Raw genomic sequence first — 25,114 nt, forward strand, 5'->3', positions numbered from 1 at the left:
CAGGTCATGCCGTTAACCTTCAACGTAAGCTCCATTTCTTCCACCGTTACTTACTATGCTTGAGGACTTATGGGGATTATTTTTTACAATCTGAAAAGCCCAACCAGAGAATTTTTATAGTTTGAAGGCTAAATTAGGATGGTGAAAGAAATGAGGCTGGACGAACTGGATTTGAAGCTTATATACCTCCTCATGGACAACTCCCGGCTGAGCATCTCGGAGCTTGCGGAAAGGCTCGGTGTCAGCAGGCCGACCGTCAAATCCCGGCTTGAAAAGCTTGAGAAGGAAGGGGTGATCCTTGGATATACCGTAAAGCTGAACCCGGAGTTGCTCAGGGCTCACAACGTTGTCGCCCTCATAGTCAAGACGGACAGTCCGGAAAAGATGAGCGAGTTTGAGGAGATCATCGAAATAAACCGCTTCACGAGCAGGAAGTACCTCATAAAAATAGCCGTTGAGAACATGGAGGCGCTGAGAAAAGTCATAGAGGGTGCAGGGTTCGAGGTTATCGAGATAATGCCCATTCTCGAAAGCGTAGAGCGTCCCAGTCCCCCAAGGGTCAAGGTTCCCTTCAAGTGCGACTACTGCGGCAAGGAGATCGTCGGGGAGCCCATCGTGTATAAGTACCACAACAGGGTTTACTTCTTCTGCTGCCCGACCTGCCTGAGGGAGTTCAAGAAGACGAGGGAGAACATAGAGAAGTTCAAGCTAAAAGAAGAAAAAGCGGAACATGCCCACGAGCACAGTTGAGGGCTTACTCTTCGCCTTCCTCCTCGATTCCCATGGCTTCCTCACAGGCTTCGTGCCTCTCCTTCCAGCCGTCGCCCATGTACTTGGCCATGTAGTCTTCCATGGCAGACTCCATCTCATCGTGCATCTCAATGAGGTTACCATCCCCCATGTGCTCCTCCATTTCCGCGTACATCTCATCATCCATCATGCCGTGCATGCCGTAGCCGCTCATGGGGCCAAAGCCCCAGCGCGTGCCGGTTCTCTCGGTTGTCTCGAATCCCCCCGTGTGGGCCATTCCAAGCGGAAGGGCTATGAGCGCTCCGATGAGGAGCCCGATAAACAGGTACTTCCACTCCATTTTGCATCACCTCAAATTTTGTTTTCCATATACGCATTCGCCCGGTGGGATATAGGGCTTATTTATTGCTCACATTCTGGAAATTCAAGCCCCGAAAATTTTCGGAAAGGAAACCATAATTACCAAGAAAGCTGAAAAATGAAAGGTACTCATCCCTCAAGGAGCTTTCTCCGTCGCTTCTCGTATTCCTCGTCGTCTATTTCGCCCCGTGCGTACTTCTCATCGAGTATCTCCAGGGCGCTCTTCTTGCTTCCCCCAGAGCCCTGCTCAACCAGCCATTTAATGAACCAGACTATTCCAACGATTATCAGCACCCAGAACAGGAGCATGAATATCGCCCCAAAGATTCCAAAGTAGCCGAATCCCATCATCTCATGCCACCCCCATTCTCCTTCTCCAACATGGGGCCAAGAACTGGCTCCCTAAACTTTCGAACATCATTTTGATCTCCCCACATACTACTCAGTGGTAAAGGCTATAGGGCTTATTGTTGGCAAAAGGGGAGGAGATACAGAAAGATTTTCGCAAAAGATAAAGCAAAGAGGCCATCAAACCTTCAAAAACTTCGCGTCGATATAGTCATCCAACCCCCGTCAACCAATTTTAATCGCCGGATTATTCCGTGGTATAAGACAAAGTCGGCAACGCCTTCCGCCGAAAGGCTTAAATTTAATAACGTGATATTTAATATCATGATACTAAAATTTATCAACCGTGAGTTCGAGCTGAATGCCCTCGAAGAACTATACGCCCAGGACAGGGCACACCTCGTGCTCATCTATGGAAGGAGAAGGATTGGAAAGACCGAGCTTGTAAAGCAGTTCATGAAAAACAAACCCAGCTTCTACTTCCTGGCGAGAAAGGAGCCGATGGAGCTTGAGATTGAGAGATTGGTCACGGGCTTCAACAGGAAGTTCAACGTTTTCATCGAGGCCAGGAATCTGGAAGAGTTCTTTGAGGAAGTGAAAAACTTCGGAAGGCTCGTCTTTGTAATCGATGAGTTTCCCTACTGGGTGGAGGAGGATAAATCCATTCCATCGGTCTTCCAGTACATCTGGGACAAGATTCTCAAGGACTCCAGGATAATGCTTATCCTCCTCGGCTCGTCGATAGCCACTATGGAGAGCCTCATGAGCTACAAAAACCCGCTCTACGGGAGGAGGACGGCCCAGATAAAACTATCGAGCCTCGGCTTTTTCCACCTGGGGGAGGCGTTTCCCCGCTACTCATGGGAGGAGCTTGTGAAGGTTTACGGCACCATAGACGGCATCCCCGCTTACCTCCGGTACTTCGACGATTCGCTGAGCGTAGAGGAAAACATCCAGCGGAATTTTTACAGCAAGGTGAGCCTGCTCTACGAAGACGCCGAGAGGCTCCTGAAGGACGAGCTGAGGGAACCCGTGACCTATCTGAACATCCTGAGGGCGATAAACGAGGGGAAAACGAAGCTGACAGAGATCGCCAACGAGACGAAGGTGGCCGTGACGAACCTGCCGAAGTACCTAAAGACGCTCGAAACCCTTGATCTGGTTTACAGGGAGTTCCCGGTGACGGTGAGGGAAAGAAAGCGCTTTGGAATCTACCGCGTGAAGGATTTTTACTACCGCTTCTGGCTCCGCTTCGTTTACCCTTACAGGGATGACATTGAAATTGGGGCCATAAGCTTCGATGACCTAAGAAAAGACTTCAAGGTATACCTCGGCGAGGTCTTTGAAGAGATAGCGAAACAGTTCCTGATAATGCTGAACGCGAAGGGGAGGCTTCCCTTCAGGTTCACGAAGATAGGCAGATGGTGGGACAAAAAGGAGGAGATAGACCTCGTCGCTATCAACAGCCTAACGGATGAAGCTGCGTTTTTTGAGGTCAAGTGGAAGAACCTGTCCTATCGGGACGCCCTAAGGGCCCTAAAGAAACTTGAGGAGAAGAGCGAGAAAGTGGGCATCGATGGAAAGGAAAAACGCTACGGGCTGATTGCAAAGCACCTTGCGGAAAAGAAAGAGCTGAGAGAAGAAGACTATCTGGCCTTTGATATGGGGGACTTTCAAGAATAGCGGATGAGTTGTTAAGGAAACAAGAAAAAGAATATAAAAGGCCAGATATTCACCATCAGACCTTCAAAAACTTCGCGTTGATGGCAACTATCACCGTGCTCATGCTCATCAGCAAAGCTCCGAACGCCGGGCTGAGGAGTATGCCGTAGTTGTATAGCACACCCGCCGCCAGCGGGATGGCGAATGTGTTGTAGCCCGTTGCCCACGCCAGATTCTGAACCATCTTCTTGTATGTGGCCCTTGCGAGGTGTACGCCCGTTATGACGTCCCGCGGGTCGTTCCTGACGAGGATTATGTCCGCGCTCTCTATTGCAACATCCGTCCCCGCTCCGATGGCTATTCCAACATCCGCCTGTATCAGCGCCGGGGCATCGTTTATACCGTCGCCGACCATTGCCACCGTGTAACCCTGCTCCTGAAGCTCCTTGACCTTCTCGGACTTCTGGTGGGGCAAGACCTCTGCAAAGAACCCATCGAGGCCGAGCTCCTCAGCAACCCACTTCGCAACCTTGGCGTTGTCGCCGGTGAGCATGTAAGCTTTTATGCCCATCTCGTGGAGCTTTTCAACGGCCTCCCTCGATTCGGGTCTTATCCTGTCCGCTAAAGCCAGAGCACCTGCGAGCTTTCCATCAAGAACCAGGAAGACAACGGTCTTGCCCTGCTCCAAGACTTTGTTGACGCGCTCGTCTTCTCCCCACAGACCTTTTTCCTTCAAGAAGCCGGGGCTCACAACGAGGACTTCCTTTCCGTTGATGACGCCCTGGACACCTTTGCCCGGAAGAACCTTCGATTCGCTGACCTCGTAGGTCCCAAGGCCGAGTTCTTCAGCTTTTTCGACTATTCCCTGGGCTATCGGGTGACTTGACTGGGACTCAAGGGCAGCAGCGTACTTCAGAATCTCTTCATCTCCAAGCTCGCCCAGCTGGATTATCTCCGTAACCTCAAACTTTCCTTCAGTGAGCGTCCCTGTCTTGTCAAACACAACAACCTGCACGTCCTTCGCCCTCTCAAAGGCTTCCCTGTTCCTGATCAGTATCCCCTTTCTCGCCGAGATTGAGGTTGAGACCGAAACCACGAGAGGAACCGCCAGGCCAAGGGCGTGCGGGCACGTGATCACCATGACCGTAACCATCCTTTCAATTGCAAAGACAAAGGGCTCCCCGAAGTAAAGCCATGTGCCGAGGGTTATCGTTCCTGCGGTTATTGCTATGAGCGTAAGCCATAAAGCCGCTCTATTTGCCAGATCCTGGGTTCTTGACCTTGTCTCCTGCGCCTGCCTGACGAGTTCAACGACCTGCATCAGGTAGGTGTCCTTTCCTGTCTTTTCTATCCTGACCTTTATGGCCCCTTCGAGATTTATGGAACCGCCGATGACCCCATCGCCGGGCTTCTTGTAGACCGGCTTCGACTCACCCGTCAGCATGGCCTCGTTTACACTCGTTTCACCCTCGACTATGGTGCCGTCGGAGGGTATCTTCTCGCCGGGTTTGACGAGAACGACGTCGCCCTTCTTCAGCTCGCTGACCGGAACGTCCTTTATTCCCTCGGGCGTTACGAGGTGTGCCTCCGTCGGCATGAGCTTTATGAGCTCCTCCAGGGCCCTTGAAGCGCCGAGAACGGAGCGCATCTCGATGTAGTGGCCTATGAGCATGATGTCAATAAGCGTTGCCAGCTCCCAGTAGAAGGTCTTTCCGGGCAGGCCAAAGGTTACCGCCGCGCTGTAGAAGAAGGCAACCGTGATTGCCAGGGCTATCAGCGTCATCATGCCCGGGAGCTTCTTTCTCAGCTCATCCACCATGCCCTTCAGGAACGGCCAGCCGCCGTAGAAGTACACTATGGCCGAAAGACCGAAGAGAACGTAGTGGTCACCGGGAAAAGTCAGCTCAAAGCCCAAAAACCTCTGTATCAGCGGTGACAGGATCAGGATTGGGACCGTCAGTATCACGGAGACTATAAAGCGCTTTTTGAAGTCCTCCATCATCATCCTGTGGTGCTCGGCATGGGAGTGCCCATGTCCCTTGTGGCCCGCGTGTTCCCCACGGGCGGTCGTTTCGTGCCCTTCGTGCGTCCCGTATTCTCCATGTCCACCTTCATGGACGTGTTCTCCATGCTCCATCCTCTTCATTTCGGGGACTCTTTCCATCTCATCGTGATGTTCTTTCTCTTTCACGTTAACACCATAAAAGACTCTCTGTTCTTGGTGTACTTAACCGTTTTTTATCCAAAATTGAAAGGTGATGAAGATCAGATCATAACAAAAGAAAAGGGAACCAGAGCTCATTCCCTCATCGTGTTCTCGATTTCCCCCAGCCTTTTTGCAGGTTCAAACTCCTTCTCAGCGGATGAAACCATCAGGCCCTCGGCCATCTCAACGGTTTCGAGGTCGAACTCACCGGTCAGGATGCTCTCGCTCGTCAGGTCTATCATCGTGTTCAGCGCCTCCTCAAGGTTCTTGACCTTGCCCATTGCCTTTTCGAACTCGACCTGCATCTTTGCCACGTCCTCCGCCCCCGGCCCTTCGGCTATGCTCTTAACAACATCTTTGCTGAACTGTATGAAGTCGGCTGAGACTTTCACCAGCTCCCTCTGGATTTCTGCTTCTTCCATAAGGAGGAGTAAGCGTTTTGCCTGCTTTATCCTTTCCTCAAGGGCAAGGTACTTCATGGCGCTCCTCTTTAGGAGTGCCTCGTCGCCGAGCTTCGCCGCCTCCTTCCCCTGGAGGAAAATCTTACGCTTCAAATTTTCGAGGTTGTTGATGTACTGCTTCAACGCCATCTTGGCCTTCCTCATGCGTATCTTCCTCTCAATCTCCTTCTCCTCCTTCGACTTCCAGAGCTTGACCATAACCGTCACACCTCCCTAAACACGACGACAGTTACATTGTCTTCGGTAACCTTCAGGGCTTCCCCGATCAGCGCCTCCGCTGCCATCCGGGGGTCTGATTCGAAGGCAAGCTTTCTTATAATCCCCTCATCGATGTAGTCATGGAGCCCGTCCGTGCTGAGAAGCAGGACATCCCCGGCTTTCAGCTCCCACACGTATGTGTCAATCCCAAGGTCAACGCCGAGGGCCTTTGTAACGACGTGCCTCATGGGATGTTCTCTGGCTTCCTCCTCACTAATGACCCCGCGCTCAATGAGCTCCTGAACCACCGAGTGGTCCCTTGTCCTCGCGATTATCTTCCCCTCCCGCACAAGATAGGCCCTGCTGTCGCCGGTGTTTGCTACCACAGCCATTCTATTCCTCACGAAGGCAGCGGTAAGCGTCGTGCCCATCTTCCCCGGCCCGGGTGATATCTCCACTATCCTGCGGTGGGCATCCTCGTAGGCCCTTAGGAGGAGACCCTTTACCTCCTCCACCCCCATGCCGCGTGTATAGCCCCTCTCAAAGGTCTCACGGAGTGCTTCAACGGCCACCTTCGAGGCCAGCTCACCCCCCTCGTGTCCCCCAAGGCCGTCGGCAACGGCCAGGAGACAGGCGTCGCCGATGGGCAGGATAAGGAGCGCGTCCTCGTTCCGCTCCCTCCCGCCGGGATGTGAGATGCCCCAGACGGTGCCTTCGATTCCGGTGGAGATAATCCCAGGGTAAGCCTGTCCCCCAGTCATCCCCCGAACTCCTCCCCCCACTTTTCATAGCGCTCGATGTCCTTCCTCGTCAGGGGGCTCTTTATCTTCCTGAACGCCTCCTCAAAGTCCCTCATCTCAAGCGGGCGGGTTCTCAATGAGCGCTTCCTCAGCTCCTCGAAGGGAAGCCCGGCAAGCCTGTGGAGGTCTTTGTTCTCCTCGCGTATCATGTTCCATATAGCCTCCTGACAGAGGTTCCTGATGTCCCTGCCAGAGTACAGACGCCTCACGCTCTCCTCCGCTATCGCGTCGAGGTCGAGCCTCGAAATATCAAGCCCCTCAGTGTGTATCCTCACTATCGCCTTGATCGCCTCCTTGTCCGGCAGGGGCACGTAAATCCTCTTGGGGAAGCGCGAGAGCACCGCCTCATCTAAATCCCAGGGGGTGTTTGTGGCGGCAAGCGTGAGGACGAGCTTCTCATTCCCCTCCCCGTGAAAGCCCTCAAGCTCCGTGAGGAGCGTCGAGAGCATCCTCCGGGTGGCTTCGCTGGTGTCGTTTGAACGCCTCGTGGTCAGGGCGTCTATCTCGTCGAGGAACACTATGCTCGGGGCTTTTTCTCTCGCGACCTCGTAGAGGGCGCTTATTATCTTGCTCGACTCGCCGAAGTACTTGCTCAGGACGCTTGACGCTTTAACGTTGAAGAAGGTGGCGTTTAAGCTCCCGGCGGCGGCCGAGGCGAGGAGCGTCTTACCCGTCCCGGGAGGCCCAAAGAGTAGTATGCCCCTCCACGGCTGAACCGCGGCGGGTTTTTTAAGGGCCGCTATCACGACCGTCTCCATCATGAGGAGCTTGACGTCCTCAAGGCCGCCTATGTCGTCCCACGTCGTCCGTGACTTGGAGATAAGCCCCAGCACGTACTCCCTGAACTGGTCTTCCTCGTCTTTCTCCTGGGTCGTGCTCTTTCCTTCGGCGCCTACAACGGCCTTTCGGCCGTATTCACCCCTCTCTATCTGCCCGGCCACATCCTCCCACTTCTTCGCCTTCTTAAGGTAGAGCTCCCCGTTGTAGGGGACGTGCCTGGCCAGCTGTCTGAGTATGGAGGCACACCGGAGGGCGCTCTTTTTCGCCCTCTCCATGTCTCCCGCGGCGACAGCCCTTTCAAACTCCTTCTTGGCCCTTTCAAACTCGTTCAGCAGGGGCCCTGAAAGGTCAACAGGCATCCTCACACCCCCCCGAATCCAAGCTTTATCTTGTGGACGATTATCTCCGCCTTCTCGACCAGCTCTTCCGGAAAGTCGAGGCCGTTCTCAAGGCGGAGCCTGAGTTGCTCCCTCAGGGCCAACAGCTCTTTTCTCATCTCTCCTCTCGCGTAGTGCGCCAGGTCGTCGGCATACTTGAGTGCATTAACAAGGTCGTTGAGCTTCAGATATAGGAGGAACAGCTCACCCGCGTAGTAGGCGCTCCTCGACAGGTCGTTGAGCGAAACGCTTCTGCTGAGGTTCTCGCGGTAGTTCTTCCCGAGGAACTCGGCCAAATCCCTCTGAAGCTCCTCCACCGACTGGTAGCGCTCCTCCTTGTTCTTCGCGAGGCACTTCATCACGACCGGCTCAAGGGGCTTCGCGTTGGGGTTGAGCTGACCCGGCGGCACTGGCTCCTCAAGGGTTATCTTCGACGCCACCTCGACGAAGTCCTCCCCCTCGAAGGGAGGCCTTCCAGTCAGAAGCTCGTAGAGAACTGCGCCTATCTGCCACACATCGGTCCTCTCATCTGTTCCTCCAAAGCGGGAGCTTATATGTTCCGGAGCGGCGTAGAGCGGTGTGAAGCTGACCGTGTGGGTCGTCCTGCTCTCCTTGAGCAGCTTGCTGAGCCCCCAGTCGCTCACCTTGGCCCTCCCGCCCTTGAGCAGGATGTTGCTCGGCTTGAGGTCACGGTGGACTATCCCCTTTGAGTGGGCATACTTGATGCCCTCCGCAACGTCGAAGATTATCCCCGCCGCCTTTTCGGGGCTGAGGGGCTTTTCGAGCTTTGCAAGGCTCGTCTCGCAGTACTCCATCTCAAGATAGGGGAGGGGGAAGATGTTGTAGTCGTAGAGCTCAACTATGTTCGGGTGGCTGAGGAGCGACCAGTTCCTTACCTCCCTGAGGAATGTCTTGCCCCCCTCCTCCGTCAGACTGAGCGGGACTTTTAGGGCAACGACGCTCCCGTCGTGCTTTTCCGCACGGTAGACCCTTGCAAAGCCGCCCTCACCGATGGGCTCAACCTTTCTGTACCTCGCGAAGAGCTCCTCCAGTGGGGTACGGGGGGTGCCGCCGGTAGAATCCTGCCTATTCCCGGCGGGAACCGGGACCGGGGCCGGAACTGGGGTTTTGGGCTCTATCTTCGGTCTCTCGATTATTTCGGTGCTCACTTTCACCTTGGCGCTTACCATGCCGGAGCGAACCACGACCTTGGCGCTGACCCTGCCCCGCCCCCTCGGAACGGCGGTGACGGTCTGGGAGACGTACTCCCCGGGCCTGACGGCCCTGAAGTACACCCTCGTGGAGCTGAGGTCGAGGTGCCTGGAGAGGTCGCCGAGGTCTATCTCGACGTTTATGGTGCCCCTGAGCAGGTTCCTGAAGCCGATCCTGAGGGGTATCTCCTCACCAGCGTGGACCTTGGGGGGAAGCTCGATTATCACCGACTTGCGGAGGAGCTCCTTCATGTCCTCCTTCGGTACCGGAGGAACTGGCGGAACCGTTTTGGGATACCGCCTCTTGTACCGTTTACTCGACTTCGAAACGTCCTTGAGCAGGTGTTTTATCAGGTGTCCAAACCACATGACTATCACGATGAATATTATGAATCCGGCCGCCCTCCCAAAGATGAAGGATATTATAACTATAAACACGAAGAGCTTGACGAGGCCCTCCAGGATGTCGTCGTCCATGAACCAGTGCCCCATGTGCACGCGTATCCCTCCATTCCCGCTGAGACAACCAGTTCCGGCGGGCATTTAACCCTTTTTGGTGCCGTTTTGAAAGTCCGCGCGGGACTGTTTTTCACTTAAGACAAGTTCATGGAGGAGGTTCATTCCGGAGTGTATGTCACTCAGTGACTACCTCCTCCCCCTTATCCTTCTCCCCCGTAACCTTTTCGGCCGCGCTCTCGGGCTCAAGCTCACCCTCCTTCACAGCCTGTATCGTCCTCATTATCTCCGCCAGCTCCTCGTCCTCCTCGAACTCGACGCCGGCACCAATGGCCTGGTCGGTGTAGCCGAGCATGGTGTTGAGGTTCTCATTTAGGTTCTGGGCGTCGAGCTGCATGCTGACTAGGTTCTTTTCGAGTTCCTCCGGGGACATTTTCCTGAGAAGTTCCCAGGTCGGTGTGCCCTTCAGTATGGCCTCGTTCTCCTTGATTATCAGCAGGTTCGCCACGAGCATGAGCTGTTTGTTGAGCTGGGCGTGGGTGTTCTGGAGGCTCTGCTTTTTCCGGTTCAGCGTCTTAATTTTGGTCGCTATGGTGAGCTCCTCGCTTTTGCTCCTCGCTTCCTTTGCCCTCTGGAACAGCGCCGCTATCTGGGCGTCTATCTCGGCTATCTCGTCCTCTATCTTCCTTATCTGCATGTCGAGCTTGATCTGGTTTTCCCTGAGCTGGTCAATCGGTATGTCCAGGGGGTTCTTCCTCCCGAAAAACCTTGAAAGGAGCCCCATCACAGCTCCTCCTCCGTCTCCCTCTCCAGCTTGGGCGAGGCTATCTTCTCCGTCACTTCCTCAACGTCGGCCTCTCCCGTCTCGACCTTGGCCCATGCATCCATGAGCTCCCTCTCGGTCTGGTCCTCCGTTCCCTCAAACTCGGCTATGTCCATCTCGAAGACCCTGTTCAGGTTCTCGACCATCTCGTCGAACTCCCTGCCGTCGAGGCTCACCTTGACGAGCACGCTTTCCAGCTGCTCAGGCTCAACTTTGGAGAGCTTGTCCCAGAGGCCTATCTTCCTAAGCTCCTTCTCGTACTTCTTGACGACTATCAGGTTCTTGACGAAGGTGTACTGCTTCTGCGCAGTCGTGAAGTCCCTTAAGCGAAGCTTCTGCTCCATGTCGAGGCTCTTGATCTCCTGGGCGAGCATCTTCTTCTTGAGCACGTCCGTCCCGATGCCCTCCTGGAAGAGCTGCTTCTTTTTCTTCTCTATGCGCTCTATCTCCTTCTTCGTCCGCTCAAGCCTGTTCCTCAGCCGTATCTCCTCTTCCTGAAGCTCCCTGAGGGAGAGCTTTTCAATCGGGGTCTTCCTAAACCTGTCGAGTATTCCCATCACCATCACCTCACTTCCGTATCAGCACGAGTCCGAATCCATCTATGTATTTCACCAGGTTGCCCTCACGGGCGATTTCATAGAACGCCCTCCTCACGTACTCCTCGCCACCGCATTCGAGGCCCTCGCTGAGCGGTAGGTAGTCCCTGCCCTCAAGCTTTTTCCTCACGCACTCCCTGACCTTTGCGTACATCTCCTCGTCAAGCTCAAGGCGCACCAGGGGGACGAGTGCCTTGGCGTAGCGGTCGTTGGGGTTGTGGATTACCTCACCGCTCTCCGTGTCGAGGAGTATCAGCGAGACGTTCTCCGAGTAGAAGTTCCTGTGGAAGTCCTCCGACGAGACGTACCTCCTCACCCTCTCCTCGAAGCCGAGAGGTGAGGCGATAACGAGGATCGTCCTTGCGTTCTCCTTTGAGTCCCTCGCATCGATGAGGTGCACGTTGACCTCCGCTAGGGTGAGGGGGTCGGTGTCGAGGCCCAGCTCCGCCAGCCTTTCAACCCTCGTCAGGTAAATCCCCCTAACGAGTATCCTCTCCTTCCTCCCGAGGAGCTTCTTCTCCTTCAGGGCTACCTCAACGTACCTGTTCTCCGGCAGGTTCTTGAGGGACTTCTCGTCAAGCTTTCCGGCGAATCTCGCCGTGTCCTCGCCCTTCTTCTCCTCAATCCTTTCAACGGAGTACGTTCTGCCGAGGAGCCGCACTTCTCCCGCGAATTTGCTCTTCATCCTGCCCACGAAGTTGAGCTCACCGATCCTCGCCTCATCCCTGAGCACCAGGCGGGAGCCCTTCTCGACCTTGCCCGACATCGCGAGGATTTCCTCTATCCTGCTTTTCAGCAGGCGCTCCTTCTCGGAAAGCTCAAGCTCCCTCTTCCTCAGCTCCATCTCCTTCTCCCTGAGTTCGAGCTCCCTCCTCCTGAGCTTCTCCTCAAGGAGCCTCGCCTCGCGCAGTGCCTCCTCTCTGGCGCGGGTCAGCTCTTCCTCCAGCTTTTTCCTCAGCTCCTCGTCCTTAAGCTCCATGAGCCTTCTGGCGAGCTCCTCCTTCTCGCGCTCGAACCTCTCGATCAGCTCCTCTTTCTCCCTGCGGAGCCTCTCTACCTCCTCCAGGCTCGATGCCGACAGCTCTTCCTCAAGCTTTCTGCGCTCCTCCTCGAAGAACTCCACCATCTCGGCTATCCTCTTCTTCAGCTCCTCAACCCTGGCTTCGCAGCTCTCCCTGACTGCTTCAACTTCCTCCGCCTTTTCGCGCTCCCACTCCTCCATGAGCGTCCTGAACCAGCCGTATTTGCTTGCCTCGTTTATTGCGGCATCGATTTTCTCGCGGTAGCTCTTCCACGTCCTCTTGAGGTAGTAGCGGAGGGGGAGCTTTATCTCGGGGTCTTCGAGCTGCTCCTCTATCCACCTGTCCACCCCGAGGTAGTATGTCTTTAAGAGCTGGAGGGTCTCCTCGTCCCTGCGGTAGAGCTTTTCGAGGATGTCCTCCATCGTCGTTATCTCAAAGACGTTGTACTTCAGTATCTCATCTATCAGACCTATCTCGCGTTCCGAGAAGCGCTTTTCTGCGGGTGGAAACGCCTCACCCTTCTTCCAGAAGCTCCACGCGAGAACCGCCAGTGCTGCCTCGAACTTCGCCCTGAACGTGCTGTCAAGGTCCCTAAGAAAGTCCCCGCACTCGCCTTCGAGATAGCGCGAGTAAGAGTCCTGAATCCTCTCCCAGAGGCTCTTCCGGGTCTCGAAGTCCTCAACGGTAACGTCCCTGCCCTGACGCAGAACCCTCTCGGCCGGACGGAGCAGGTTCCTCACGCATTCAGGGTTTCCCTCGTTGAACACCACCATGGTACCACCTCACAGCAGGATGGAGAGCTCCCTCTCCAGCTTTCTCGCCATGTCCTCAACCGCGGTGCCGTAGCCCTCGATGGCTATGACCACGGCGGTTCCGTTATCCCTCTCTTCAACCAGCACCTCCACCTCCATCCTCCCCTTTTTGGTGTACGCCCTGTATCGGGAGACGTTTCCCTCAGAGGAGACGTAGTATGCACCGAATTTTGAGAGGACGTACTTCAGCAGTTTTCGAACCACCACCGGCTCTTCTCGGGTCAGGTGCTCAATCTCCCTCCTCGTTGGGGAGACCCTTGAGCCTATGTCCTCGGGCTCCACGCGGTACACCCTAACCTTCTCCTCGGTCGGGGGGTCGAGCTTTGAGAGGAGCTCCTCCGCAAAGCCCTCAACGTCACTGGAATCTATTATGAAAGATATCCCCCTGACCTTGGAAATTCTGGCGCGGTTTGACCACTTGTCAAGGAGGTATTCAACGCGCTTTCGCTCCGCGTCGTTCTCATAGCCAACTATGAACAGGTGCGGCATGACGGTTCACCCTCCACTTTCACTCACTTGTTGAATCAATGGAGCTTTGGAGTATATAACGTTTTCGGCAATTTGGAGAAAAATACAGTGTTTCAAAATTTTCCATTCTGTAAAATACTGGAAAATAGGAGGAATGCACAGGGAAAAATCAAACCCTGTCAACGACGCCCTTCAGTATCTCCTCGACCTTCGCTGCGACCTCAAGCAGCTCGTCGTTCCCGGTTATGCTCATTGCGACCGTCGGGAGCAGAAGCCCCACGTAGGTCTTTCCGTCCTTCACGTACACCACCAGGTTGCAGGGCAGGAAGGTACCGCTGTTGATGTCGACACCTATGAGCCGGCTTGAGAACTCCGGGTTGCAGGTGCCGAGGATGACGTAGGGCTCCATATCAAGGTCGAGCTTCTCCTTGAAGAGCTCATCCACCTTTATCTCGCTGAGAACCCCGAAGCCTTCCTTCTTGAGCTCCTCCTTGACCCGCTTAACGGTCTCGTCAAATCCGAGCTCGACCTCCCGCACGTATGCATACTCCTCATTCTCCATGGCATGGCCTCTGTGCATGCCCTTTCCGTGGCCTTTGCAGCCACCTTTCATCTCGTGGCGGCCCTTCATACCGCCTTTTCCCATGTTATTCATTTCACCTTTCATTTCAAATCACCTCTTCTTGATTTCAATATCCTTTCAGTCTGTACGGTTAATAGGGTTGTCGTTACCAGAATTGAAATATTTAAGTAGGAAATTTTACAGAATGAACAATTTCCCGGACTCCCTGGCGTATAAGGTATAAAGGGGGAACTAGAGGAGGTCAGAGCAATGTGTTCAGCACGGCCGCCACTCCGAACCCACTCGTTACCACGATTACTACCCCCATTACTGTTCCGTACTTTCCACGCAATCTGTACCGGTCAGGCAGTGCCTTCAACGCTAGCAGGTATAGGAACCCAAGAACTATGGGAAGAAGCAGGGCATTCATGACCTGAACACCGATGCTGAGGGCGACTAGGTTGGTACCCGAGACAACCAGCAAGCCACTCAGGATCAGCGCAGCCGTGTAGATGACATAGAACCAAGGTGCCTCCGATGGATGATACTCAAGGGAATGTTTGTATTCGCTGACCTCACCCAGTCCCCAAGCCATTGCGAGTGAAACCACGACGGCAGCAACCATTGCCGCGCCAACCATCCCAAGGGCAAAAAACACGGCTCCAAGCTTTCCGCCCAGTGCTGGAATGAGGGCGTTGGTAATCTGCTGGACGGTGGTAAGCGGTGTGCCAGGATGCTCACGGCCGATGGTGGCAGCGGTTGCGATTATTATGGACACCATTATCACCTGGGTTACCACCGCCCCCATTGCAGTATCTCCCCGGGCCGCACGCAGATCACGAAGGGTCACTCTTTTTTCCACAATGGCAGACTGCTGATAGAAAATCATCCACGGCATGATTACCGCGCCCACATTGGCGGCAGCGAGGTACAGATACGCCGAATTTTTCCATGGTATCCGGGTGAGCTCGGTTATCATCTCGGATGCCCGTGGATGGGCCATTATGGCCACCAGAACAAACGCGAGTTCAAAACTGCCCATTAAAATCGCAATCCTCTCCACCGAACGGTATGAACCCGTCCAGGCCACTACCGCAAGGAACGCAACGCTCATTCCGACGCTGACTTTAAGGGGTATCCCAAAGAGCAGTCCCACCCCACCTACCCCTGCGAACTCCGTGATAAGCGCCCCTATAGAAGCCAGGGTCAGAGTACCAACCGAGAACCATGCCCACCGGGGGCCAAAATATTCCTTGATAAGCTCGCCATGCCCTTTACCTGTAACGATGCCAATCCTGACGGTTAGCTCTTGCACTATGTAGAGCACGGGGATGAGCACGACCTGCAGGGGAAGAAGTTTATACCCCCACACCGCCCCGCTCTGCGCCGCCGTGATCACGCTTCCCACATCTGTATCCGCGAGCATAACGACTATCCTCGGCCCAAGAACCATCAGGATCCTGATCAGACGGCTCTTAGAACCCGATGATGTTTGAGAGTACTCCAATTTTCTGGCCTCCGTTTTTTAAATCCCCTGAATTTAATTAGGGTAATCAAATACCGCTTGCACAATGAGTATATATTCCTCACTGATACACAATGGAAAATTGAAGGTACTAACGTCGGCTTAGATTAAAGAAGCAAGGATATGGGGTTACCAAAAACCAAAAAACTATCCCTTTGTAATTTTGTTCCCTGCTACATCCACTGAAATGCAACTATACCCTCACAAGCCGCCTCCCCATGAGGTTCAGTTTGAACTTCCTAATCGTCTCCGGAGGGATTATCCTCCCGTCGGGGCTCTCAAAGAAGAGGGCATCAAAGGGACACTGGACGATGCACGCACCGCACTGAACGCATTTCCCCGCGCGGGGCATCCGGGCGACTCCATCAATCTCATAGCAGTTTCTCGGGCACACCTGCACGCATACCCCGCAGCCCGTGCATTTTTCCTCGTCCAGAGCCACCCTTAAGAGGCGCTCCTCATGGAGGCCGCTCTTGTAAACAGGGGTGCTACCCATTAAATCGATGCTCACGAGAAGGACTATGACGAAGGACACGAAACCCCAGCGTAGGAGGAAGCCAAAGCTCAAATTTCCCGTGAAGAGACCATACGCCGCGAGGAGAAGGAGGAAAGCCCCCTCCATTAGTAGGGGCACCCTGCTGAAGTCGAAGATAACGGTGTATCTGCTCAATCCGGCTTTTTTCTTCCCACGGGCCAGCAATCCGGAATACACGGGAAATGAGATGAAGATCAAAAAGGGCAGCAGCCAGCTGAGAATGAAAAGGGGGAGCACAGCACTGCGCCAGAGGAAGAACGCAAGGAGAGCGACGATTATTGAAAAGGGAAACGCCCACATAACCGCCATCTCAACCCGCTGCACCGCCGGAAACTCAACCTCCCGCATTTTCGGGGACTTTTTATAGCCATTTTCAACGAATTTGGGAATATCTTCTGCATAAACGGGGCCCCATATCACGCTCCACCCCGTCCTCTCCCCTATTACTTTCGCCTCTATGCCCGCCGCGGCAAGCTGGGGGAGCACCACGCGCCTGTGGTCCACGAGCCTTTCAATTCCGCTCGTCTTTAATGCCGAAATGACGTCATGGTTTGTGAAATGCCCGCCGGCCGCGGAGCACCACACGTTTATGCCCCTGCTGTTGGCGATGAGGAGGTAGCAGTCAATACCGCTCTTTTCAAGAACCCTCCTCACGCGCTCAACCGTTACGCAGTAGTTGCCCGTGAGGAAAACGGGCGAATTCCTGCCGGGGTTGCCTACCCTGACGAGCCCCGTTTTGCAGGGGAGGGGAAAACCCCTCAAAAGCGTTCCCACAATGTTGATGAGCATGTAGCGGAGCATATCCTCATCTCCCGGGCTTCCTCGCGACTATCTCCACAAAGTCCTCCATCCGGCTCAGCCTCATGGACTCCATGATAAAGCCCGCTCCCTCCACCTTCTCGGGAAGATTCTTTATCGCCCCCGTCGTGATCTGGGTGAGGAGGTAGGCGATTAAAAGGAGCGGAAGCCTGATTAGGAGTGTTATAACCCTCTTCAACGGACTGCGGGGCACGACCTCATCCGCAATCAACAGGAGGCCCCCGGGTTTCAGTATTCTCATTATCTCCCTCAGGGCATAGCGTAATTCGTCCTCACTCAGCTCGGAGAAGCAGAGCCCCGCCATCACGGCATCATAGCTCTCCGCGGCCTCGGTGTCAAGCTCCGCAACACCCATCTCACAGAGCTCAACCCTATGCGTGAGTGCCACCTCCTCTACCTTTTTCCCCGCAATTTCAAGCATCCACGGGTTGATGTCGATGGCTTTGACCCGTGCGCCCCTCATAGTGGCACGTATCGTTAGCGCTCCCGTCCCACAACCTATGTCAAGAACCCTCTGCCCCGGCTTTATTCGGGATGTAAGTCTCTCATAGACCCCCTCAAGCCTTCCCAGAGTGAGGATTCCAATCCCCCTGTCGTATCTGTCGGGGGAGGACTCAAGTATCCTCATGAGGACATATGATGGCATCCGAACTCCCTGTATGAAAATCCGCTCATCCTGTATTTTAAACTTCCTCCGGCTTTTTTGGAAGCCCAAGATACCTCGGGGTTCTCTCCTTATACCTCCTGTACTCCCCCCAAACACGCGCTCAAGGTATGGCTCCTCAAGCTTAACCACGTATTTATGGAACCCGATGGCAAACGCCGCCGTGAGCAGAAGCGCGAGGAGAGCGGCCCGCGAGCGATATCCCCAGGAAAATTAACAACAGCCCAAGGTTCTGGGGATTCCTGCTGTAGCGGTATATGCCGGTGTGACGAGCCTCGATGTGTCCCGTCAGGACACCCTCTTAAATGAACGTAACTCCCGTATGCCGGGGAGCATTGTGATGAGCCCCACAGCGGCAACCACAAGACCGCCAGCCAGGGCAGCCGCTGCGTTAATGGGCACCGTCCAGAGCCCCCCCTAAAGAGGCCCACGCTATCAGAACGAAGTGGAGTATGTATGATGTCCACACTGCGATGGCGACATTAGTGGGCAGAGTTTTCCCCTTCTCGTAGATTTTCTTTATCTCCGAAAAAACATACCCATCCAGCACCAGCCAGAGAACAAAGAGAACCACATAAAGCCCGCTCATTCTTTTTCACCCCGTCCGGATGTTGGGAAAACCAAAGGGACGCCGGAGGCACGGCATCCATCACCTCAGAATCCTCATCGCGTTGAAGACCGCTATGAGAGCGACGCCGACGTCCGCAAAGACAGCCTCCCACATCGTAGCCTCTCCGAGGATTCCGAGGCTTATGAAGGCAAACTTAACGCCGAGGGCGAAGTTTATGTTCTGCCGCACTATGCGCTGGGTCTTTCTCGCTATCCTGATGCCCCGTGGCAGTTTGGAGGGCTTATCATCCATTATGACAACGTCTGCCGTCTCTATCGCCGCATCACTGCCCAATGCCCCCATCGCAACGCCCACATCTGCCCTGGCCAGGACAGGCGCATCGTTTATGCCGTCGCCGACGAAGACGACCTTTCCATCGCCTTTCTCCACCTCAAGCTCCTCTATGACCCTAACCTTGTCCCCCGGCAACAGCTCCGCGTAGAAGCCGTCTAAGTTGAGATGCCTCGCTATCTCAGCGGCGACGTCCTTGTTATCGCCCGTTACCATAACGACCTTCTTAACGCCGAGGCGCTTGAGCGCTTTTACTGCCAGGGGAGCGTCTTCCTTTATTTCGTCCGAGATTATTATGTAGCCGGCGTACTTTCCGTTGATGACAACGTGAGCCACCGTCCCCTTGACGCGGCATGTGTCGTGTTCGATGTTGAACCTGTGGAGGAGCCTGTCGTTGCCAACCATGACCTCGACGCCGTTTATCTCTGTCCTGACGCCGTGTCCCGCTATCTCCTCGTACTCCATGAGGTTTTCTTTGATACCCCCTCCATAAGCATCTTTTATCGCCCTCGCTATCGGATGGCTTGAATTGGCCTCCGCTAAAGCCGCGAACCTTATTATCTCCTCCTCGCTGAAGCCGTTCCTCGTCTCTATCTTCGTGACCTTGAAGACGCCCTTTGTCAGCGTTCCGGTCTTGTCGAAGGCGACAACGGTAGCCCCGTGAAGGGCATCGAGGTAGTTGGAGCCCTTGACGAGTATTCCATCCCTCGCGGACCTTCCGATGCCGCCGAAGTAGCCGAGGGGTATTGAGAGGACGAGGGCACAGGGGCACGAGATGACGAGGAGCACCAATGCCCTGTACAGCCAGATTGAGAACGGGTCGCCATAGACGAGCGGAGGAATGATGGCAACGAGCGCTGCAAGTCCGACGACTGCGGGGGTGTAGTAGTGAGCAAAGCGCGTGATGAACTTCTCGGTCTTGGCCTTCCTCGCGCTCGCGTTCTCGACGAGCTCAAGGATGCGCGAGATGGTTGATTCCCTCAGCTCCTTGGTGACCTTCACTTTGAGGACGCCGCTGAGGTTGAGCATGCCGGAGAGAATCTCCTCCCCTTCTTTCACCGTCCTCGGGACGCTCTCACCGGTTAGGGCGGAGGTATCAACCGTCGAGGTCCCCTCTATGACCACTCCATCAACGGGAACCTTTTCACCGGGCTTTATCAGAATTATATCGCCAACCTTCAGCTCTTCCGGCTTCACCTGGACTACCCCATCTCCCTGCAGGAGGTTCGCGTACTCAGCCTTGAGCGCGAGCAGAGCCTTTATCGAGCGCCTCGACCTGTCAACGGCCATGTCCTGGAAGAACTCGCCTACGACGTAGAACAGCATGACGGCAACTCCCTCTGAATACTCCCTGATGAGGAACGCACCCACTGTGGCCACCGCGATTAGAAAGTTCTCGTCGAAGAGGTTGCCGTGTATGGAATTAACAACGGCGCTCCTTAGAACCTTCCACCCAACGAGAAGGTAGCTGGCGGTGAAGATTCCGAACACAAAGGCGTTATCCATGCCGTAGTAATAACGGAGCACCACCCCGATGCCAAAGAGCATGAGCGACGGGATTATGAAGTAGAGCGCCCTTCTGGGGTCCCCTTCACCGTGCTCGTGTCCGTGATCATGGTCATGCTCCTCCTTCTCAATGACCTTAACTCCGGGCTCGACCCTCTCTATTATCTCTTTAGCCTTCTCAACGTCGCCTTCTATAACCGCCTCATTGGTGGCAAAGTTCACCAGCGCGAATTCAAAGCCCTCTTTTTTCAGGGCCTCCTCTATCTCGTAGGCGCAGCTCGCACAGTCGAGTCCCTCAAGCTTGAGTTTTTTTGGCATCTTCACTCCTCCATGTGCTCAAACGTGACCTCCAGGATTTCGGTTATATGCTCGTCATCGAGACGGTAGAAGACGTTCTTCCCGTCCTTGCGATAGGTGACGATTTTTCTATCCTTGAGGATGCGAAGCTGGTGGGATATTGCCGAAACTGAAAGCTTGGTTATCGCCGAGAGGTCGCAGGTGCAGAGCTCTCCCGCCTCCATGAGCGCGAGCAGGATTTTAAGCCTCGTCGGGTTGCCGAGGGCGTCAAAAAAGTCCGCCACTTCCAATACGGTCTCTTCCTCCGGAATTTTTGCCTGTGCCTCCAGTATTTTATCCAGATGTTCCTTATACACTTTACACACTTCCGTCATTTTTCATCACCCCTACATTTGAGCAGTTGTGCAAATATTTTATAAACTTTTCTACCACCGGATACTGGACGTGCTGTGAAGTTAAGGGACCATCACTATGGATGGTTTGAGAAAAACTTCCAGATGACCTCGTTGGCGTCTATGTCCCTGCTCGTCTTCCCGATAACGCTCCGGGGGAGGTACAGATAACCGCCCGGCCACGTATGGCCGCCGCCTTCAACGCCGTACAGGATAACATCAACCCCATTACTGCAGTTCGAGTATCTCTCGACCCAGACGCGGGTTCCGTCCTCGGGGTCGGCGTTCGGAAGGTATTCCCTCTCGTGCCTCACAGTGCAACCGTTCCTAGCTGCCCAGTACTCAACGGTATTCTCGATGGAAACCACCCGTCCAAGCTTGACCGGCCCAAACCGGAGCTCACCACCGTTCCAGGGGACTATCGGGTCGTCTGTTCCAAGGATTATTAGGATGGGAATGGGCACCTTGGAGGAGCAGTTATCGTACAGGTTCTCTGACATGGAAACGCCGACGATCGCCACCGCCGCCAGCCTCTCAGGAATCTCGCAGGCCAGTCTGTAGGTCATTAGTCCGCCGTTCGACATTCCGGTGACGTAAACTCTGCTCCCGTTTACGTCGGATTTCTGCACAAACAGGTCAATGAGCGCCGATATGAACGCAACGTCGTCTATGTCCTCCCTTTGAGCGCGGTAGCGCGATAGGTTCCGCCCGTCGTTCCAGTGCCTACCCACCCCGTCAGGATAGACCACGATGAAGCGCTCCCTGTCGGCTATAGTGTTGAGACCGCCTCTTGTAAGACGCTCCATGTCAAACCCCGTCCCGCCGCCGCCGTGGAGAGCTATCAAAAGGGGAAGATGCTCGTCCTTCGAAAAGTTTGGAGGAAAATGAGCTATGTACGTCCTCTTCAGCCCGCCAACCACCATCTCTCCCCTGAGGTCACCGGGATACATACGCTCCGGCCTGTAACTCCCCACATAGACGATCGAGCCGACAAGAAGGGCTACCAGTACTATGAGTGCAAGAGTCCATCCCCTTGTCTCCACCATCAATATTCCTCAACTAGGTTTAATGCCAACCTGTATAAGAGCCTTCCGCGGGATGCTCGGTGGAAAGCAAGTAGACACCGGCAAGGAGATAACTCCAAGGAATGCCTTCGTTGGGATGAAGAACTCACCCAGAGCCAAAAACGCAACGAATGCCCCTATCAAAGTTGAGGTGGAAGAATCACCGGTTCTCATGGCGCCGGCCGGTCATTCATACGGGATCAAAAGGACAGACCCCAGTGATGGCAGCCGCCCCTGCGGTGCCCCATGTGGTGCCCGTGATGGGAGTGGCTCCCCATGCCCCCGATGTATTTCTCCGGGTTTGCCTCGAACTCGGCCTTGCATCCAGGAGAGCAGAAGTAGTAGACCTTCCCGCCGTACTCGGCCTTAAGTCCGGTGTCCTCACTCACTCCATTCCGCAGACGGGGTCAATCGGCATTCAGGTCACCTCCACTTCGTAGCCGTACCTTTCGATGGCCCTGACTATGTCCTCCAGGCGAACCTTTCCGGGGTCGAACTGGACAACGGCCTTCTTTTCCTCAAGGCTGACGTTTCCCTTGGCACCGACGCTCTCTATCGCCTTGGTTATTCTCATAACGCAGTGCTTGCAGCTCATGTTAGGTATCTTCAACACGACTTCGGTCATTTGCATCACCGATAATGACTAAGGACGAAAGCTTATGGGGCTTATCGTTGCCAGAATGGAAACCGGAAATCGAACGTATAGACAAAAGTGAAAATTAAAGGAAGTCTATGATGGCCTTCACCTGCTCTTCCATGGGTCTCATCAGCTCGACAACCTTCTCTCCTGCGATCTTCCAGGCGACGCTCGGCAGGGTAACGCCGAGGTAGTTGCCCTCCTCAGTCCTGTAGCCGAAGCCGGTGCACGGGAGCAGGGCACCTATGTTGGGGTCTATCTTTACCAGCTCCTCAACGAGCTCGCTGTGGCAGATGAAGAGAAGGTGGTAGTCGGCTATTATCCCGTTTTCCGTCTCGGTTATAGCTACCGGGATGCGCTCACCGATGAGCAGAAAGCCCGCTTCCTCCAGCTTTTTCTTGAAGCGCTCCCAGAGGAAGTCTAGATCCTCGTCAAAACGCCTGACGTAGTAGAACTCCATGCCAGCCACCTCCTTTCAGCCAGAAGTTTCAACCATTATGCACCTTCCAAAGCTGTACTCCACACATGCCTCTCCAAAAACTCCCTAATTTCCTCGCTCTCGGCACCGGGTTGGAACCAGAGCCTTTTGAAACCCGCTTCAACGGCTTCCTTTGCGACCTGAAGCCCAACGTGGGGCGGAACCACAAAAACTATCACGTCAACGTTCCCCGGAAGCTCTCGAACGCTCCTGTAGCACCTGGGGCCCTCAATCTCGTCATACTTGGGGTTAACCGGAAGAACCTCAAAGCCCTTTCCAAGCAGATCCCTGAATATTACGTTGCCGTACTTGTCCGGGTTAGGGCTTGCTCCAACGAGGGCTATCCTCCTGAATTCGTTCGCGTTCATTTTCTCCACCACTAGTGAACTAGGCTTCATGCTTTTTATGCATTGCTGGACGAAATAGTTAAATTAGGCCGCGCTCTCCGCGGCCTTTTTCTCGCGGTTCAGTGCCGGCCCCTTGCCGTAGGCCCTGAGCACGAGGTAGAGGGCAACTATAAGGTACCCGAACTGAACTATCACCCTCCCCCACTCCATGCTCACGGAGTATCCGAAGAGCACTGCGAAGATTGAACCGAGGGCTCCCTTGTGGTGCCAGATGCTTCCGCTCGGAATCCCGAGGTCGTAGGCGGTGCTCGCAAAGACGCCCAGGGAATAGCCCTCCTCCCCGGCCCACTCGATAAGCTCGTGAGTGCCGTAGCCCGCAAGGCCGGCCGCCACGAACACCAGCAGGATTGAGCTGTAGTAAAAGGACCTCCTAAGGTCTATGCGCATGCCAACCCAGTATATCAGGTAGGCCAGCACGAGCGCCCCGGCCAGCCCGGCGGCAAGACCGAGGAGCGTCCCAGTTAGGTTCTGGGTCATGAAGGGCGTGAGGAAGAGAACCGTCTCAAGCCCCTCCCTGAAGACAACGATGAACGTGAACCCTATTAGGGCCAGGGGGGCTATTGACTTGCCCACCTTGCTCTCTATCTCGGCTTTGATGTTCCTTCCTTTGGTCGCCATCCAGTATATCATGCTGGTTAGGACTATCACCGCCAGATACGATGCAATGCCCTCAAAGAGCTCCTTCTCGGCCAGGTCCCCATAGAACTTCAGTATGCCGATTCCAAGGAGGACGCTGACGCCAACTGAAAGAATAACCCCTATCCGCACGTCCTTTATCTGGTTCGCCCGGTTGGTTCTTCTCAGATAGGCTATTATTATTGCCACTATTATGGCCGCCTCAAGGGCCTCTCTGAAGGTTATGAGGAAGGCACCAACGCTCATGGGTTCACCCCCAACTTTTTAGGTCAATCTAAAATTCATAGGGTGGCTTATGAGTTTTATTTTTGCCAAATCGAAGTTTCGTAAAATGGACGGAAGGCATGCCGTATCCTCAACAAAACATGCCACGTGTCAAACCAGAAGGGTTCGAAGGGAACATCAGCAGACATGAATATCGGCAGGACTTCCCAAATCTGGGAAAAGGGGAGAATTTCTGACTGCATTTAGGTAAAAATAGAGTAGAAAAATTTACAAAATGGAAAGATCCATCATATCTTTCCTACTAGGTCGAGGCTGACCTTCAGTGTCTCCTTGCCGGGCTCCCAGCTCGCCGGGCAGACCTGACCGGGGTGCTCCCTCACGTACTTGGAAGCCTTGAGCCTTCTGAGGATCTCCTTCGCGCTCCTGCCTATGCTGAGGTCGTGCATCTCCATGTGGACGACCTTCCCATCGGGGTCTATTATGAAGGTCGCCCTCCATGAAACGCCCTCGTCCTCGATGTATGTCCCGAAGAGCCTTGAGATTTTTCCGGCAGGATCGGCGAGCATGGGGTATCTTATCTTCTTTATAGCTGGCGACGTGTCGTGCCAGGCCTTGTGGACGTAGGCAGTGTCGGTAGAAACGCTGAGGATTTCGGCACCTTCCTTCCTGAACTCCTCATAATAGTCGGCCAGCTCCTCAAGCTCCGTCGGACAGACGAAGGTGAAGTCAGCCGGGTAAAAGGCAAGGACAATCCACTTGCCCCTGTAGTCCGAAAGCCTGACCTTCACGATGTCGTCCTTCTCGGGGAGGTACGCATCGGCCTCGAAGTCCGGGACGATTTCTCCAACCTTCACCATGGGATTCACCTCGGCATTATGTTGGCGAGCCTAACTTATATAGGTTTGCCTAACAAAGTGAAAAGTTTCAGAATCTGAAGCATCTCATTTTGAAGGACAAATTTAAATATCTTAAAAGCGAACCAATTCAGGTGATAGGATGAAGGTCAAGATAATTCTCGGAACGGCAAGGGAAGGACGGAAGAGTGAGAAAGTCGCGAAATACCTCATGAAGAAGGCCGGGGCACTCGGCTGGGAGGCCGAGCTTATAGACGTCAGGGACTACCTCCTGGCCTACAC

General features: G+C 54.5%; 28 protein-coding genes and 1 pseudogene. 3 read left to right on the top strand and 26 right to left on the bottom strand.

Features of this window, described 5'->3' with window-relative positions; translation table 11 throughout:
• Positions 1 to 150 precede the first annotated feature (150 nt).
• Positions 151 to 750 (top strand): TRASH domain-containing protein, encoded by a 600-nt coding sequence (locus tag MVK60_RS00675; RefSeq protein ID WP_297435474.1) that lies wholly within the window; start codon positions 151 to 153, stop codon positions 748 to 750.
• 4 nt (positions 751 to 754) lie between these two features.
• Here the strand turns inward: MVK60_RS00675 and MVK60_RS00680 are convergent, their stop codons facing one another.
• A complete protein-coding gene (locus tag MVK60_RS00680; protein ID WP_297435418.1) occupies positions 755 to 1,090 on the bottom strand; it encodes a hypothetical protein in 336 nt (111 codons plus the stop codon).
• 149 nt (positions 1,091 to 1,239) lie between these two features.
• A complete protein-coding gene (locus tag MVK60_RS00685; protein ID WP_246454701.1) occupies positions 1,240 to 1,461 on the bottom strand; it encodes an SHOCT domain-containing protein in 222 nt (73 codons plus the stop codon).
• Between the two features lie 321 nt (positions 1,462 to 1,782).
• On the opposite strand from MVK60_RS00685, the gene MVK60_RS00690 reads away from it, so the two are divergent.
• Positions 1,783 to 3,141, top strand: a complete 1,359-nt coding sequence (locus MVK60_RS00690; RefSeq protein ID WP_297435424.1) for an ATP-binding protein — start codon at positions 1,783 to 1,785, stop codon at positions 3,139 to 3,141.
• A 55-nt stretch (positions 3,142 to 3,196) separates the two neighbouring features.
• On the opposite strand, the gene MVK60_RS00695 is transcribed toward MVK60_RS00690, so the two are convergent.
• From MVK60_RS00695 to MVK60_RS00805, 24 genes and pseudogenes are all read right to left on the bottom strand, one after another.
• Positions 3,197 to 5,311: a heavy metal translocating P-type ATPase gene (locus MVK60_RS00695; protein ID WP_297435426.1), complete on the bottom strand. Its 2,115-nt coding sequence runs from the start codon at positions 5,309 to 5,311 to the stop codon at positions 3,197 to 3,199.
• A 107-nt stretch (positions 5,312 to 5,418) separates the two neighbouring features.
• Complete coding sequence (locus MVK60_RS00700) at positions 5,419 to 5,985, bottom strand: hypothetical protein (protein WP_297435428.1); 567 nt, start codon at positions 5,983 to 5,985, stop codon at positions 5,419 to 5,421.
• 5 nt (positions 5,986 to 5,990) lie between these two features.
• Positions 5,991 to 6,746 carry a protein phosphatase 2C domain-containing protein gene (locus MVK60_RS00705; RefSeq protein ID WP_297435430.1) on the bottom strand — a complete coding sequence of 252 codons (756 nt, stop codon included), beginning with the start codon at positions 6,744 to 6,746 and terminating at the stop codon, positions 5,991 to 5,993.
• On the bottom strand, positions 6,743 to 7,924 hold the full coding sequence (locus tag MVK60_RS00710) for a 26S protease regulatory subunit (RefSeq protein WP_297435432.1): 1,182 nt from the start codon (positions 7,922 to 7,924) through the stop codon (positions 6,743 to 6,745). Before MVK60_RS00710 ends, MVK60_RS00705 begins: the two co-directional genes overlap by 4 nt.
• Positions 7,925 to 7,926: 2 nt before the next feature.
• Positions 7,927 to 9,696, bottom strand: coding sequence for a serine/threonine-protein kinase (locus MVK60_RS00715; protein ID WP_297435434.1), 1,770 nt, complete (start codon positions 9,694 to 9,696; stop codon positions 7,927 to 7,929).
• Positions 9,697 to 9,787: 91 nt separating this feature from the next.
• Positions 9,788 to 10,393, bottom strand: a complete 606-nt coding sequence (locus MVK60_RS00720) for a hypothetical protein (RefSeq protein WP_297435437.1) — start codon at positions 10,391 to 10,393, stop codon at positions 9,788 to 9,790.
• Positions 10,393 to 10,989: a chromosome assembly protein gene (locus tag MVK60_RS00725; RefSeq protein ID WP_367270797.1), complete on the bottom strand. Its 597-nt coding sequence runs from the start codon at positions 10,987 to 10,989 to the stop codon at positions 10,393 to 10,395. Before MVK60_RS00725 ends, MVK60_RS00720 begins: the two co-directional genes overlap by 1 nt.
• A gap of 10 nt (positions 10,990 to 10,999) precedes the next feature.
• A complete protein-coding gene (locus MVK60_RS00730) occupies positions 11,000 to 12,823 on the bottom strand; it encodes a hypothetical protein (protein WP_297435441.1) in 1,824 nt (607 codons plus the stop codon).
• A 9-nt stretch (positions 12,824 to 12,832) separates the two neighbouring features.
• A complete protein-coding gene (locus tag MVK60_RS00735; protein WP_297435443.1) occupies positions 12,833 to 13,351 on the bottom strand; it encodes a hypothetical protein in 519 nt (172 codons plus the stop codon).
• A 148-nt stretch (positions 13,352 to 13,499) separates the two neighbouring features.
• Positions 13,500 to 13,997, bottom strand: a complete 498-nt coding sequence (locus tag MVK60_RS00740) for a DUF302 domain-containing protein (RefSeq protein WP_297435445.1) — start codon at positions 13,995 to 13,997, stop codon at positions 13,500 to 13,502.
• A 157-nt stretch (positions 13,998 to 14,154) separates the two neighbouring features.
• Entirely contained in the window at positions 14,155 to 15,399 is a 1,245-nt protein-coding gene (locus MVK60_RS00745) for an NRAMP family divalent metal transporter (RefSeq protein ID WP_297435447.1), read from the bottom strand.
• A 211-nt stretch (positions 15,400 to 15,610) separates the two neighbouring features.
• Entirely contained in the window at positions 15,611 to 16,753 is a 1,143-nt protein-coding gene (locus tag MVK60_RS00750; protein ID WP_297435449.1) for an HgcAB-like fusion protein, read from the bottom strand.
• A gap of 4 nt (positions 16,754 to 16,757) precedes the next feature.
• Positions 16,758 to 17,417, bottom strand: coding sequence for a corrinoid protein-associated methyltransferase CpaM (gene cpaM / locus MVK60_RS00755; protein WP_297435452.1), 660 nt, complete (start codon positions 17,415 to 17,417; stop codon positions 16,758 to 16,760).
• 154 nt (positions 17,418 to 17,571) lie between these two features.
• On the bottom strand, positions 17,572 to 17,727 hold the full coding sequence (locus tag MVK60_RS11200) for a methyltransferase (RefSeq protein ID WP_367270798.1): 156 nt from the start codon (positions 17,725 to 17,727) through the stop codon (positions 17,572 to 17,574).
• 99 nt (positions 17,728 to 17,826) lie between these two features.
• Positions 17,827 to 18,024: a hypothetical protein gene (locus MVK60_RS00760; RefSeq protein WP_297435455.1), complete on the bottom strand. Its 198-nt coding sequence runs from the start codon at positions 18,022 to 18,024 to the stop codon at positions 17,827 to 17,829.
• 60 nt (positions 18,025 to 18,084) lie between these two features.
• The gene (locus MVK60_RS00765; protein WP_297435457.1) at positions 18,085 to 20,160 is read right to left on the bottom strand and encodes a heavy metal translocating P-type ATPase; all 2,076 of its coding nucleotides are present in this window, start codon (positions 20,158 to 20,160) and stop codon (positions 18,085 to 18,087) included.
• 2 nt (positions 20,161 to 20,162) lie between these two features.
• On the bottom strand, positions 20,163 to 20,513 hold the full coding sequence (locus MVK60_RS00770; protein WP_297435460.1) for a helix-turn-helix transcriptional regulator: 351 nt from the start codon (positions 20,511 to 20,513) through the stop codon (positions 20,163 to 20,165).
• Between the two features lie 95 nt (positions 20,514 to 20,608).
• A complete protein-coding gene (locus MVK60_RS00775) occupies positions 20,609 to 21,577 on the bottom strand; it encodes a PHB depolymerase family esterase (RefSeq protein ID WP_297435462.1) in 969 nt (322 codons plus the stop codon).
• Between the two features lie 218 nt (positions 21,578 to 21,795).
• Complete coding sequence (locus MVK60_RS00780) at positions 21,796 to 21,984, bottom strand: YHS domain-containing protein (RefSeq protein WP_297435464.1); 189 nt, start codon at positions 21,982 to 21,984, stop codon at positions 21,796 to 21,798.
• Between the two features lie 29 nt (positions 21,985 to 22,013).
• On the bottom strand, positions 22,014 to 22,220 hold the full coding sequence (locus tag MVK60_RS00785; RefSeq protein ID WP_297435466.1) for a heavy-metal-associated domain-containing protein: 207 nt from the start codon (positions 22,218 to 22,220) through the stop codon (positions 22,014 to 22,016).
• Between the two features lie 94 nt (positions 22,221 to 22,314).
• Positions 22,315 to 22,692: a DUF302 domain-containing protein gene (locus MVK60_RS00790; RefSeq protein ID WP_297435468.1), complete on the bottom strand. Its 378-nt coding sequence runs from the start codon at positions 22,690 to 22,692 to the stop codon at positions 22,315 to 22,317.
• Between the two features lie 15 nt (positions 22,693 to 22,707).
• Positions 22,708 to 23,078 (bottom strand): annotated as a pseudogene (locus tag MVK60_RS00795) (CoA-binding protein).
• 63 nt (positions 23,079 to 23,141) lie between these two features.
• Positions 23,142 to 23,999, bottom strand: coding sequence for an FTR1 family protein (locus tag MVK60_RS00800; RefSeq protein WP_297435470.1), 858 nt, complete (start codon positions 23,997 to 23,999; stop codon positions 23,142 to 23,144).
• 266 nt (positions 24,000 to 24,265) lie between these two features.
• Positions 24,266 to 24,835, bottom strand: coding sequence for a peroxiredoxin (locus tag MVK60_RS00805; RefSeq protein ID WP_297435472.1), 570 nt, complete (start codon positions 24,833 to 24,835; stop codon positions 24,266 to 24,268).
• Positions 24,836 to 24,974: 139 nt separating this feature from the next.
• Between MVK60_RS00805 and MVK60_RS00810 the strand changes: the two genes are divergently transcribed.
• The coding region (locus MVK60_RS00810) for an NADPH-dependent FMN reductase (RefSeq protein WP_297435476.1) at positions 24,975 to 25,114 on the top strand (140 nt) is incomplete at its 3' end.

Source organism: Thermococcus sp. (assembly GCF_026988555.1).
Taxonomy (GTDB): domain Archaea; phylum Methanobacteriota_B; class Thermococci; order Thermococcales; family Thermococcaceae; genus Thermococcus.

Bases quoted from the DNA above. Each gene is read 5' to 3' on its own strand.
- MVK60_RS00675 (WP_297435474.1), top strand. From the start codon at position 151: ATGAGGCTGGACGAACTGGATTTGAAGCTTATATACCTCCTCATGGAC.
- MVK60_RS00680 (WP_297435418.1), bottom strand. From the start codon at position 1,090: ATGGAGTGGAAGTACCTGTTTATCGGGCTCCTCATCGGAGCGCTCATA.
- MVK60_RS00685 (WP_246454701.1), bottom strand. From the start codon at position 1,461: ATGATGGGATTCGGCTACTTTGGAATCTTTGGGGCGATATTCATGCTC.
- MVK60_RS00690 (WP_297435424.1), top strand. From the start codon at position 1,783: ATGATACTAAAATTTATCAACCGTGAGTTCGAGCTGAATGCCCTCGAA.
- MVK60_RS00700 (WP_297435428.1), bottom strand. From the start codon at position 5,985: ATGGTCAAGCTCTGGAAGTCGAAGGAGGAGAAGGAGATTGAGAGGAAG.
- MVK60_RS00705 (WP_297435430.1), bottom strand. From the start codon at position 6,746: ATGACTGGGGGACAGGCTTACCCTGGGATTATCTCCACCGGAATCGAA.
- MVK60_RS00710 (WP_297435432.1), bottom strand. From the start codon at position 7,924: ATGCCTGTTGACCTTTCAGGGCCCCTGCTGAACGAGTTTGAAAGGGCC.
- MVK60_RS00715 (WP_297435434.1), bottom strand. From the start codon at position 9,696: ATGCCCGCCGGAACTGGTTGTCTCAGCGGGAATGGAGGGATACGCGTG.
- MVK60_RS00720 (WP_297435437.1), bottom strand. From the start codon at position 10,393: ATGGGGCTCCTTTCAAGGTTTTTCGGGAGGAAGAACCCCCTGGACATA.
- MVK60_RS00725 (WP_367270797.1), bottom strand. From the start codon at position 10,989: ATGGGAATACTCGACAGGTTTAGGAAGACCCCGATTGAAAAGCTCTCC.
- MVK60_RS00730 (WP_297435441.1), bottom strand. From the start codon at position 12,823: ATGGTGGTGTTCAACGAGGGAAACCCTGAATGCGTGAGGAACCTGCTC.
- MVK60_RS00735 (WP_297435443.1), bottom strand. From the start codon at position 13,351: ATGCCGCACCTGTTCATAGTTGGCTATGAGAACGACGCGGAGCGAAAG.
- MVK60_RS00740 (WP_297435445.1), bottom strand. From the start codon at position 13,997: ATGAAAGGTGAAATGAATAACATGGGAAAAGGCGGTATGAAGGGCCGC.
- MVK60_RS00750 (WP_297435449.1), bottom strand. From the start codon at position 16,753: ATGCTCCGCTACATGCTCATCAACATTGTGGGAACGCTTTTGAGGGGT.
- cpaM (WP_297435452.1), bottom strand. From the start codon at position 17,417: ATGCCATCATATGTCCTCATGAGGATACTTGAGTCCTCCCCCGACAGA.
- MVK60_RS00760 (WP_297435455.1), bottom strand. From the start codon at position 18,024: ATGAGCGGGCTTTATGTGGTTCTCTTTGTTCTCTGGCTGGTGCTGGAT.
- MVK60_RS00765 (WP_297435457.1), bottom strand. From the start codon at position 20,160: ATGCCAAAAAAACTCAAGCTTGAGGGACTCGACTGTGCGAGCTGCGCC.
- MVK60_RS00770 (WP_297435460.1), bottom strand. From the start codon at position 20,513: ATGACGGAAGTGTGTAAAGTGTATAAGGAACATCTGGATAAAATACTG.
- MVK60_RS00775 (WP_297435462.1), bottom strand. From the start codon at position 21,577: ATGGTGGAGACAAGGGGATGGACTCTTGCACTCATAGTACTGGTAGCC.
- MVK60_RS00785 (WP_297435466.1), bottom strand. From the start codon at position 22,220: ATGACCGAAGTCGTGTTGAAGATACCTAACATGAGCTGCAAGCACTGC.
- MVK60_RS00790 (WP_297435468.1), bottom strand. From the start codon at position 22,692: ATGGAGTTCTACTACGTCAGGCGTTTTGACGAGGATCTAGACTTCCTC.
- MVK60_RS00800 (WP_297435470.1), bottom strand. From the start codon at position 23,999: ATGAGCGTTGGTGCCTTCCTCATAACCTTCAGAGAGGCCCTTGAGGCG.
- MVK60_RS00805 (WP_297435472.1), bottom strand. From the start codon at position 24,835: ATGGTGAAGGTTGGAGAAATCGTCCCGGACTTCGAGGCCGATGCGTAC.